Annotated in this window: 11 protein-coding genes and 2 tRNA genes; 4 read left to right on the top strand and 9 right to left on the bottom strand. The window is 70.4% G+C overall.

Annotation, left to right across the window (positions count from 1 at the left end):
• Genes rpoB through EYW40_RS04640 form a run of 3 tightly spaced genes read right to left on the bottom strand, consistent with a single transcriptional unit; the run spans window position 1 to window position 3632 of the window.
• The gene (gene rpoB / locus EYW40_RS04650; protein WP_135820429.1) at window positions 1–1833 is read right to left on the bottom strand and encodes a DNA-directed RNA polymerase subunit B; all 1833 of its coding nucleotides are present in this window, start codon (window positions 1831–1833) and stop codon (window positions 1–3) included.
• A 1-nt stretch (window position 1834) separates the two neighbouring features.
• Entirely contained in the window at window positions 1835–3403 is a 1569-nt protein-coding gene (locus EYW40_RS04645) for a DNA-directed RNA polymerase subunit B'' (RefSeq protein WP_121821758.1), read from the bottom strand.
• 1 nt (window position 3404) lies between these two features.
• Window positions 3405–3632 (bottom strand): DNA-directed RNA polymerase subunit H, encoded by a 228-nt coding sequence (locus EYW40_RS04640; protein WP_135820428.1) that lies wholly within the window; start codon window positions 3630–3632, stop codon window positions 3405–3407.
• 297 nt (window positions 3633–3929) lie between these two features.
• On the opposite strand from EYW40_RS04640, the gene EYW40_RS04635 reads away from it, so the two are divergent.
• The 3 genes from EYW40_RS04635 (at window position 3930) to EYW40_RS04625 (ending at window position 4679) form a co-directional block, all read left to right on the top strand.
• Window positions 3930–4002 (top strand) — tRNA-Asp (locus EYW40_RS04635).
• A 71-nt stretch (window positions 4003–4073) separates the two neighbouring features.
• Complete coding sequence (locus EYW40_RS04630; RefSeq protein WP_135820427.1) at window positions 4074–4493, top strand: group I intron-associated PD-(D/E)XK endonuclease; 420 nt, start codon at window positions 4074–4076, stop codon at window positions 4491–4493.
• A 113-nt stretch (window positions 4494–4606) separates the two neighbouring features.
• Window positions 4607–4679: transfer RNA gene (locus tag EYW40_RS04625), tRNA-Asp, on the top strand.
• Between the two features lie 51 nt (window positions 4680–4730).
• On the opposite strand, the gene EYW40_RS04620 is transcribed toward EYW40_RS04625, so the two are convergent.
• The gene (locus EYW40_RS04620) at window positions 4731–5786 is read right to left on the bottom strand and encodes an ATP-binding protein (RefSeq protein ID WP_135820426.1); all 1056 of its coding nucleotides are present in this window, start codon (window positions 5784–5786) and stop codon (window positions 4731–4733) included.
• A gap of 75 nt (window positions 5787–5861) precedes the next feature.
• Between EYW40_RS04620 and EYW40_RS04615 the strand changes: the two genes are divergently transcribed.
• Window positions 5862–6308: a DUF7382 domain-containing protein gene (locus EYW40_RS04615; protein ID WP_135820425.1), complete on the top strand. Its 447-nt coding sequence runs from the start codon at window positions 5862–5864 to the stop codon at window positions 6306–6308.
• A 12-nt stretch (window positions 6309–6320) separates the two neighbouring features.
• Here EYW40_RS04615 and EYW40_RS04610 read toward each other — a convergent pair whose 3' ends face one another.
• From EYW40_RS04610 to EYW40_RS04590, 5 genes are read right to left on the bottom strand one after another with little or no spacing between them, the layout of a single operon-like run.
• Window positions 6321–7052 carry a protein-L-isoaspartate O-methyltransferase family protein gene (locus EYW40_RS04610; RefSeq protein WP_135820424.1) on the bottom strand — a complete coding sequence of 244 codons (732 nt, stop codon included), beginning with the start codon at window positions 7050–7052 and terminating at the stop codon, window positions 6321–6323.
• A 21-nt stretch (window positions 7053–7073) separates the two neighbouring features.
• Window positions 7074–8006 (bottom strand): methyltransferase, encoded by a 933-nt coding sequence (locus EYW40_RS04605; RefSeq protein ID WP_135820423.1) that lies wholly within the window; start codon window positions 8004–8006, stop codon window positions 7074–7076.
• Between the two features lie 33 nt (window positions 8007–8039).
• Window positions 8040–8681 carry a protein-L-isoaspartate(D-aspartate) O-methyltransferase gene (locus EYW40_RS04600; protein ID WP_135820632.1) on the bottom strand — a complete coding sequence of 214 codons (642 nt, stop codon included), beginning with the start codon at window positions 8679–8681 and terminating at the stop codon, window positions 8040–8042.
• Window positions 8682–8683: 2 nt separating this feature from the next.
• Window positions 8684–9340 (bottom strand): HVO_0476 family zinc finger protein, encoded by a 657-nt coding sequence (locus tag EYW40_RS04595; RefSeq protein ID WP_135820422.1) that lies wholly within the window; start codon window positions 9338–9340, stop codon window positions 8684–8686.
• A gap of 48 nt (window positions 9341–9388) precedes the next feature.
• A complete protein-coding gene (locus tag EYW40_RS04590; protein WP_135820421.1) occupies window positions 9389–10537 on the bottom strand; it encodes a DoxX family protein in 1149 nt (382 codons plus the stop codon).
• Between the last annotated feature and the right edge of the window lie 21 nt (window positions 10538–10558).

The following is a 10558-nucleotide window of genomic DNA, read 5'->3' as shown; positions in this document are numbered from 1 at the left end:
TTAGACTGCGTCCTCCAGTTCAAGTCGCGGCGCGATGCCGAGCGCCTTCATCTCGTCTAGCAGGAGCTTGAACGCGTAGCTCATCTCTATCTCGTGGACGTCCGTCTCCTCGCCGCAGTTCGGACAGTAGACGCGCTGTTGCTCGACGTTCTCGACCGCGCTCATCCCGCAGTTGCCACAGACGTGGATGAACTCGCGGTCGGACTCGTCGAGCAGCCGCTCTTTCAGCGCCATCGCCGCGCCGTGCCCGATGAGCACGTCCCGTTCCATCTCGCCGACGCGGAGGCCGCCCTCGCGGGCGCGGCCCTCGGTCGGCTGGCGGGTGAGCACCTGCACCGGCCCGCGCGAGCGGGCGTGCAGCTTGTTCGAGACCATGTGGTACAGCTTCTGGTAGAAGATCGTCCCGACGAATATCTCGGCCTCGATCTTCTCGCCGGTGACGCCGGAGTACATGATCTCCTTCCCGCTGGACTTGAAGCCCTTCTCGGAGAGCGCGTCGCGGAGTTCGTCCTCGTCCTCGCCGGTGAAGGGGGTGCCGTCGACGCGGCGGCCCTCCAGCGCGCCGACCTTCCCGCCGATCATCTCCAGCACGTGGCCGACCGTCATCCGCGACGGCAGCGCGTGCGGGTTGAGGATGAGGTCCGGCACGAGCCCCTCCTCGGTGAACGGCATGTCCTCCTGGGGCGCGATGTGGCCGACGACGCCCTTCTGGCCGTGCCGGGAGGCGAACTTGTCGCCGAGTTCCGGGATGCGCTCGTCGCGCACCGACACCTTCGAGAGCTTCGAGCCGTCCTCGCCCTCCATCAGCGTCACGGTGTCGACGACGCCGCTCTCGCCGCTGCGCATCGTCACGCTCGTCTCGCGGCGTTTCTGCGGGCTGAGCCCGCCCATGTCGTCGGGCTCCTCCAGGAACCGGGGCGGGCTGGTCTTGCCGAGCAGGACGCTGTTCTCGTCGACCTTGGTCTCGGGGTTGACCAGGCCGTCGTCGTCGAGGTGCGTGTACGCGTCCTCGCCGCGCGCGCCGCGGACGTCCTGGCTCGGGATCTCGAAGCGGTCCTCCTGACCGCCCGGGTAGCGCCGTTCCTCGCCCTCGTAGGTCCGCAGGAAGTGCGAGCGGGCGAGCGCGCGGTCGACCGAGCCGCCGTTCATCACCAGCGCGTCCTCGATGTTGAACCCCTCGTAGGACATGACGGCGACGACGAAGTTCTGCGCGGCGGGCCGGTCGTCGTAGCCGATCTGCTCGGTGGTCTGGGTCTTGACCATCGAGAGCTGCGGGTAGTGCAGGAGGTGCTGGCGCGTGTCCGGCCGGATGCGGTAGTTCGCCGCCGGCAGGCCCAGCGACTGCTTGATCATCCCCGCGCCCATGGTAATCCGGGGGCTGGCGTTGTGCTCGGGGTACGGGATCATGCCCGAGCCGATGCTGAAGATGAGTTGCGGGTCGATCTCCAGGTGCGTGTGGTCGGCGTTGAGGTCCTCGCGGTCGACCGCGACGTAGATGTCCTCCTCCTCCTCGGCGTCGATGAACTCGACGTAGCCGTGGTCGACGAGGTCGTCGAAGTCGAGGCTGCCCTCCTTGACGGCCTCGATCTCCTCGTCGGAGATGAGCGTCTCGCCGTCCTCGACGACGAGCAGCGGGCGGCGCGCCCGCCCGGCGTCGGCGTTGACGATGACCTCGCGCGTGCGGTCCTTCACGGAGACGTTGACCATCTCGCTGACGTCGCCGCGGCGGCGCGCCTCCCGGATCTGTTCGGCGAGCTGGTGCGGGTCCGGATGGGTCCCGACCAGGCTCCCGTTGACGTACACCTTGGCCTCTCGCTGTTGTTGCTGGCTCATGTTAATCTCCCTCCGCCCGTCGGCTGACGCCCTCGATGCCGGGGATCCCCTCGACACCCATCGACGCCAGTTCCCGTTTCAGCTCCTGTTCGTCGTCGACGTTCTGTGACAGCTCCATCGCCTGCGCGAAGTTCTTCACCAGACCGCAGTTCGGGCCCTCGGGGGTCTCCGAGGGGCCGATGCGCCCCCACTGGGTCGCGTGCAGGTCGCGGGCCTCGAAGTGGGGCTGCGAGCGGGACAGCGGCGAACGCAGCCGGCGGAGGTGCGACAGCACGCCCATGAAGTTCGTCCGGTCGACCAGCTGCGAGACGCCGGAGCGGCCGCCCACCCAGTTACCCGTCGCGATCGGGTGTTCGAGCCGCTCGGTCAGCACGTCCGAGCGGACGACGGTGTTGACCGAGAGCTGGCGGTTGCGCATGTTGGCGCGTTCGAGCTGGTACTTCACGTCCCGGGCGAGCTTGTTCAGCGCCGTCCGGAACAGGTCCTTCATCAGGTCGCCGCTGACCTTCAGCCGCTTGTTGGCGTAGTGGTCCTTGTCGTCGGGCTGGCGGCGCTCCAGCGCCAGCTCGAAGCAGGCCTCGGCCATCCGGCAGAGGTAGTACGCCTTGTTGATCCGCACGTCCTCCTCGTCGACGCCCTCCTCGTGGAGATGGGGCAGGAGGTAGCGGTCGATGACGTAGTTGGCGCGTTTCAGCTGGTAGTTCTTCCCCTGGCCGCTGGCGACGCGCTTGCCGAGTTCCTCGATGGCCTCCTCCTCGGTCTGGACGTCGGCGGCCTCCAGGTTCTCCAGCATGAACTTCACGATCTCCGGGTCGTCGGAGACGCGGTGGACGATCTCCTCGTCGGACTCCAGGCCGAGCGCCCGGACGAGCGTGACGAAGTTGATGCTGCCGGACACCGACGGGAACGACACCTCCAGCAGCCCGTCGCGGGTCCGCTCGGTCAGCACCAGCGCGCGGTACCCGCGGCGCTGGGAGAACGTCTTGGCGACCTGGATCTCGTCGCCGTACTTCGTGTCGTACTCCGCGAGGATCTTGTTCGGCGCGAGGTCCTCGCTGGTCATCAGCACCCGCTCGCTCCCGTTGACGATGAAGTAGCCGCCGGGGTCGGCCGGGTCCTCGCCGATCTCGATGAGCTCCTCGTCGGAGAAGCCGGCGATGTTACACTTGTCGGAGCCGACCATGACCGGCATCCGGCCGATCTTCGTCTCGGTGCTGTCGACCACGCGGTCCTCCCCCTCCTCGGGGTCGCCCTTTACGATGCTCATCTCCATGAACACCGGGGCGGCGTACGTGATGTTGCGCAGGCGGGCCTCCTGTGGGTACAGCAGCTCCTCGCTGCCGTCGGCCTCGCGCACCCGCGGGGTCACGACACGGACGTCGCCCAGTTCGACGTGGACGGGCTCCTCGCCCTCCTTGTCGCCGATGTCCGTGTCGATGGTCTCCTTCTCGTCGACGACCTCCTGCATGCCGCGGCCCAGGAAGGCGTTGAACGAGCGGTAGTGGTGTTCTGCGAGTCGTTCCTTGCCGAAATACTCCTTCGAGATGGCGCGTCTATCTTCTCGTTCCATGTTATTCTACGACGAGTCGGTATACGACCGCTTGGTCTGTCGTTCGGGAGTCCCGGACGATCTCGATCACGTTGCCGACCTCGGCCTCGTCGGGCAGCGCCGGGTCCGCGCGTTTGATCTTGGGCAGGTCCGTCCGTTTGATGTCGTACTCTGCTAACACCTCGTCGACGGCGTCCTCGTCGACGACGTTGTGCTCGGGTACCAGGTTGTGTTGGCTTACGTCTACCATGTGTGTCTGACCGGGGGAGAAGCTGCTGTCACGAGATACTACAGGCTGTTACACACGGGGAGGATTTAAGACTTGCCAACTGCAGCGGGACCGACAGCTACGCAGCCGGGGCGAACGCGGGTCGGTCTGCGGCGGCGATGTTCCTGGTCAGGCATCCGAAAGGAGGACGTTGTGGTATAAATCGTTTGTGGGGAACTCGCACGGATTCGGCCGACGGCGGGGGAGCGGTCGGACGGACGCCGCCGTCTTCTTTGGAAAGTCTTAAGGTTGCAACCGGGAAAGGGTAGGATGCGCTCTGCCCGGGTGGTGTAGTGGCCCATCATACGACCCTGTCACGGTCGTGACGCGGGTTCAAATCCCGCCTCGGGCGCTTTTGCGACGAACGAACGCCGTAGCGCCCCGTCCGGGCGTTCAAGTACCGGGACGCGGCAACGTCGTCGCATGAATCCGTCACGTCGGGGCGACGAAACGGAGGCGGTCCTCTTACAGCGACTCCTGAGCAGCGGCGTCTCCGTCTCGGTGCCCTTCGGGGACAGCGACCGGTACGACCTCATCGTCGACGAACGCGGCGAACTGTACAGGGTACAGTGCAAAACCGGAAACTGGGTGAATGGGACGGTTCGGTTCAACCTCTATACGTCTACGGTGGACGGGGGCGAACGCGTAGACAGGGATTACACGGAGGGAGAGGTCGACGCATACGCCGTCTACTCCCCCGACACGGCGGCGGCGTACTGGGTGCCGATCGGCGACACCGGGACCGGCGAGATGCGGTTGCGCGTCGAAGACCCCCATCCGAACGCGCCGGCGTCCGCGATCAACTGGGCGGCCGACTACGCGCTGTCGGACCGGTTCGGCTGACCCGGATGAGCCGACCGTAGCGGTCGCCGTTGTTTCACGCCAACGCCCACCACGTGCAGTCGAGATCGACACCCCTTAATAAGACCCGCAGCAAGGTGAAGTTGCGTTCGAAAGCCCGGGTGGTGTAGTGGCCCATCATACGACCCTGTCACGGTCGTGACGCGGGTTCAAATCCCGCCTCGGGCGCTTCTTCGGAACTCGTTTCCCAGCGGTGCGTCCGGCCGGCGGCGTAGCGCGTTAGTGACCCGACGACCTTGTCTCAGCGACGGCACTCGCCCGCGGGCTTGCACCGCCGTGGGACGTGTCGCGCTCCCGGACCCGCACCGCGTGGACCGCCTCGGTCGCGTCGTCGACCAGCGTCACCTCGCCGGGGTCGGTCGGCGTGCGCTCGCCGAACGACGCGCCCATGTACGACGGCCGCGCCGCTTCGAGGGCGTCGCGGTCGGCACGGGAGGTGAGCCGATGGGCGAGCACGAGGTCGGCCTGCGAGACGGCCACGTCGGGCAGCGCGCTGGGGCGTTGCGTCGCCGCGACGAGGCTGACGCCGGGCTGTCGGCCCCGCGTCAGCAGTCGGCGGAGCGCCGGCGCCGCGACGCCGTCGAAGAAGGCGTGGGCCTCGTCGACAAGGAGCCACGGCAGGCGGTCGACGGCGTCCGCCACTCGCGCGTCGTACAGCCCCGCCGCGACGGCCCGGACGACGGCGTTCATCGCCGCGGCGTCGCGGCCGGAGACGTCCAGCACGGTCGCCCCGGCCGTCGCGACGTCGGCGGCGGTCAGGCCGTCGGGGTGAAAGACGTCCCACGAGTCGGCAAGGTCGAGGTGGTTCAGCGCCGCGCGGCGGTGGGCGTCCGGCGCGTCGGCGTCCCGGACGCGACGCCGCATCGCCGCGAGCGTCCCGGCGTCGGCGGCCGCCCGCCAGACGAGCGCGCCCGGTCCCGACGAGGGCTTCAGGTCCAGCATGTCGCACCACGCCCGTGGCGGGACCGCGTCGGCGGCGACCGCAGGCGTCGGCTCGACGGCCGCGGCCACGTCGCCCGCGCCGTCGGCGAGGCCGCCGAACACGCCCATCGGGTCGACGACGACGGGCGCGACGCCCCGCGTACGGGCCAGTTCCTCGGCGAGCACGCCGAGCGTGTAGGACTTGCCGTAGCCGCGCTTGCCGACGACGAGCGCGGCGTGCGGGCCGTCCACGTCGAGTCGGCAGGGCGCGCCGAGGCTCCCGTCGCGGGCGCGAAACGACCCCAAGTTCGCCGTCGGTCCTGCGTCCGCCGAGCGGCCGATGACGTCGGTCACGGCGGGGGTTGCCGCGGCTTCCCCCTTGAACCCGTGGACGAGGGTTTATATCCGAAACCGGGACCAGGGCGGGCCATGCGAACGAACCGATTCGCGGCCGACGAACGCGCCATCGAGGGACTGCCGATCCGGCTCGTCATCGCGCTGGTCGTCGGCGTCGCCAGCCTCGGGGTCATGATGAACATGCTGTCCGGCGTCGGGGGGATCGCGGTGAGCGAACTCGACGCCGAGCCGTCGCCGGACGTCGTGACGCCCGGCGACCAGGACGTCGAGGTGCTGGTCGTCGACGAGGACGGCGACCCCGTGGCGGACGCGACGGTGGTGGTGCGCGGTGACACGGCGGACCTCGAGGGGACGAAGACGGCGACGACGGAGGACGACGGCTCGGCGACGGTGACGGTCGAACCGTCGCTCGGCCCGAATCAGGACGAGGGCGAACTGGAGGTCGACATCAAGCCGCCGTCCGGCGACGAGTACGTCGACCGGCGGGCGAACACGGCGATACTGGTGGTCGAGGAGTGAGCGCGGCGGCCGTCACCCGTCCCAGTCGATCCAGTCCCGCTCCCAGCCGCGGCGGGATTCGGCCTCGCGCTCGGCGAACTCGCGGTCCTCGCGGGCGGTCCGGTTGCGCTCGATAGCGCCCGCCTGCTCGCCCTCGACCAGCAGCGGGGCGAACGCGACGGACCCGAGCGCCGTCTCATCGCCGCCTTCGACGGCGGTCAGCGTCTGCTGGTTCGATCCGACGGGCATCACGAGCCGCCCGCTGTCGGCGAGTTGGTCGACCAGTGCGTCGGGCGGGCTGACCGCCGCGGCCTCCAGCAGGATCCGGTCGAACGGCGCGTACTCGGGCAGGCCGTCCGCGCCGTCGCGGCGGTCGACGAGCACGCCGCCGTAGCCGGCGTCGGCGAGGTTCCCGCGGGCCTCCAGTACGACCCGGCGGGTGATGTCGACCGCGTGGACGTTGGCTTCGCCGACGATCTCGGCCAGTACGGCGGCGGTGTAGCCGACGCCGGCGCCGACGACGAGGACGGAGTCCCCCGGCTCGGCGTCGAGCGCCTCCAGCAGGCGGGCGGCGGTGCTCGGTGCGAGGACGCGCGTCCCCAGCCGCTCGTGGGCGGTGTCGGCGTACGCCCCGCGTACGTCGCCGACGAACTCGTGGCGGGGGACCGCGCGCATGGCGACGCTGAGGCGGTCGCTCCGGACGACCCCCTTGGCCTCGTGTTCGAGGCTGTCGACCATGTCGTCGCGCAGTACGACGGGTTCCATAGTCGAGGTACCGGCTCGACGCTAATCAATCGCGCGCTTGGTCCCGGTTACCACCTGTCGGTCGGTACCGGGCACGTCGCGAACCCCGACGCCCGCGAAGCCGGCGTCGGCGAGCCACGTGCGGTAGTCGTCGGCGTCGTACGTACCGCCGCCGCCGGTCGCCAGCGCCTCGACCGCCGCGCCCGTCGCGCCGGCCGACCGCCCCGCGAGGCGGTCGACCGCGGCGACGACCCCGTCGGGCGCGAGCGCGTCGTGTACGCTGGCGAGGCAGTCGCGGTAGGTGGCCGGGGCCAGCCGCGTCGCGAGCGCCGGGAGGAAGGCGAGGTCCGCCTCGGGGAGTTCGTCGCCGAACTCGTACTCGACCAGTTCCACGGGCTCGGTCGCCAGGAACGGCCGGGTGACTTCGATCGCGTCGGGCCGGTCGGCGAGCGCGGCGTCGTAGCCGCGGGTGGCGAACTCGGCGGCGTACGTGCCCGGGGCGCCGCCGACGTCCAGCACGCGGTCGGCGTCCGGGCGCTCGCGAACCGCGGCGGTGACGCAGGCGCGGACGACGGCCTCGTCGGTGGCGGCGACGGCCCCGAGGCGGTTCCGCGTCCAGTCGGCGGCCCGCGCCGGCGGGTCGCCCGTCCGCATGGTTTCGGGGAGCGCGGCCAGCGCGTCGAACAGGTCGATCTCCCGGGGGAGCCGTCCGATCGAGCGCACGTCGCGCTTGGCGAGCAGGCCGAGCGCGCGGTTCGTCGGCTCGTAGGCGTCGCCGACGCGCTCGAAGAAGCCCTCCGCGGCGAGCATCTCGACGGCGACCCGGGCCGCGCGCTCGGTGACGCCGGTCTCGTCGGCGACGTCGGCGGGCGTGTCGGCGCTGGTCAGCAGCGCGTCGAGCACGCCGGTCTCGCGGGCGGCCCACAGCAGCGCGACCGTCTCCACCGGCGGTCCGTCGCGGTCTCGTGTCGGCATGCGGCGGGCTTGGGGGCCGAGCGACAAAAACGGTCAGTCGTCGCCGCGGAGCGTGACGAACCGGACGCCGCCGTGGTCCTCGCGCTCCACGCCGTCCGCGGTCTTCCGGAGCAACTGGAGCGTCTGCCGGCGGGTGCCGACCGGCGCGAGGACCCGGCCGCCGTCCCGGACCTGCTCGACCACGGCGTCGGGTACCGACGGGACGGCGCAGGTGAAGTACGCGGCGTCGTACGGCGCGTGTTCGGCCCAGCCCTCGCGCCCGTCGCCGTGGCGGACGGAGACGTCGCCGTACCCGAGATCCGCGAGCGTCGCGCGCGCTCCTTCGGCGAGCTCAGCGCCGTACTCGACGCTGTACACGTTCTCCGGGCCGACCACCTCGGCGGTGACGGCAGCGTGGTAGCCACAGCCGGTCCCGACCTCCAGCACCTCGTCGCCGGGCGCGAGGTCGAGCAGGTCGGTCATGATGGCGACCATGTGCGGCGCGCTGATCGTCTGGTCGTCGGCGATCGGCAGCGGGTGGTCCTCGTAGGCGCGGTCCCGGCGGCGCTCCGGGACGAACTCGTGGCGCGGCACCGCCCGCATCGCCGCGAGCGTCGGCTCGTCGTCGACACGTCGTTCGAGCCGGTCGACGAGCTTGTTCCGGCGCCCCTCGTAGTCGGTCCCACCCCCGAACATCGTCACCAGGCCGACCAGGCGCTCGTGGTCCGGTCGCGGCCGTACAGCCGCTTGATGTCCTTCGCGATGGCCGTGTCCCCGTCGTAGTCGAGCTTGTCGAACTCGTACCCCTCGGCGTCGTCCGTGACGACGATCCCCTCGACGTCGAACTCCTCGTCGCCGTGTTCCTCGACCGCGCCGACGACGAACTCGTAGTCGCCGGGGACGAACAGCTCGACGCTCCGGGTGTCCTCGCGGTTCCCGGTCCCCTCCTTCGGGTGGATCGTGGCGTCGACGCTCACGTTGTCGACCGCACGGGTCCAGAACGTCTCGACGTCCTCGATCGCGGCCTCGTCGGCGCGGCGCTGCCCATCGAGTTCCAGGCTGGTGATCCGCACCGTCATGATCGCCTCCTCGGTGTCGAGGACGAACTCCTCGCCGACCGCGACGGTCTCCTCGGGCGGGGCGTCGACGGTCGCGGTGAAGGACTCGCCGTCCTGCGAGACGACGACGTCGCGCGTCACCTCCTCCGGCTCCTCGATGGTCGTCTTGTGAACGTGGTCGCACTCCGTGCAGCGGACCGTGACCTGTCCGCCGGGTTTGAGCACCTCGTGGACGGTCTCGATGTCGGGCGAGCAGGACGGGCACGTCGCCGGGACCCGCTCGGAAACGTCAGTCATGGGGGGTCGTACTCCCCGTGAGCGTAAAAGGGATCGGAGTCGACGGCGTCAGTCCGCCCCGGAATCGCCGGGTTCGGGTCCTCCGTCCGGCGACGCGGCGGGGCCCCCGCCCGGCCGGTCCTCGGTGCCGGCCGTCGACGTGTCGACGGTCGCAGTGCGTCCGCTGAGCCAGTTGTCCAGCGCCAGCGGCCCGCTGCCCGTGATGAACAGCATCGAGGCGAGGCCGAACAGCGAGATGTGGGCGATCACGGGGTCGTCCGGCAGGCCGAACAGCGTCGTCGTGAACAGGACGAACGCGACCGCCGCGCCGGCGCGGGTAAAGAGCCCCGCAATCAGGAAGACGCCGAGGGTCATCTCCGCGAGGCCGGCCCCGACGACCCAGAGGCCGGGCTCGACGGGGACGACCGCGGTCAGGTCGTACTTCGCGACCACCTGCAGGGCGCGGCCGGGGTTCAGCAGCTTCTCGACGAAGCCGAGGTAGACGAAGTTGACGCCCAGCGCCACCCGGACCGCCGTCGCCGCGTAGTCCTCGTACGGCGAGACGGCGGCGTCGACCCGCTTCGAGAGGCCGCGGAACGGGTCGACCGTGGAGTAGATCGTCCGGCCGTCCTCGGCCACCTCCTTGAACATCTGGTCCGCGCTGGGCCGGCCGCTCCCGACGAGGACGATACCGAGCAGCGCGCCGACGTACTCGGTCGCGAGCAACAGCTGGGGCTCGACGGCGAGGCGGGCGAGGTACGCCGCCAGCGCCACCGCGGCGACGAACCGCGTCGCGAGGCCGAACAGCAGGAGGAACCCGACGACCACCTGGAACAGCCGCGTCGTCGCGGGCACCGCCGGGCTGAAGAAGTACCCCGCGAAGCCCGCGCCGACCAGCGGGAGGCCGACGCTCAGGCGGAGCATCCACGGCACGAGGTCGACGTATTCGTGGAGCGTCCGGCGGAGGACCGCCAGGTCGTACGCCGCCGGGCGGACGCGGAGGTAGCCGGCCGCCGCCGCGGCGACGAGTGCGCCGCCGCCGAGAAACAGCCCCGCGTGTAGCGGCGTCGAGAGCACCTGTACGACGAACCGGACGGCGTCGACCGGGTCGCCAGACCCCTCGGTGACGTAGCGGACGTGCGCACGCGCCCGGCCGGTGGCGAGCAGGAGGACCGCGGTCGCGGCGAGCGGGAGCGCGGCTGTGCGTCGGTCGGTCATGCCCCCGCTACGGGCCGGGCG

This window comes from Halostella litorea (assembly GCF_004785955.1).
GTDB lineage: Archaea > Halobacteriota > Halobacteria > Halobacteriales > Natronoarchaeaceae > Halostella > Halostella litorea.
Note: the sequence above shows the minus strand (reverse complement) of the source record. Positions and strands in the feature narration are given on the sequence as shown.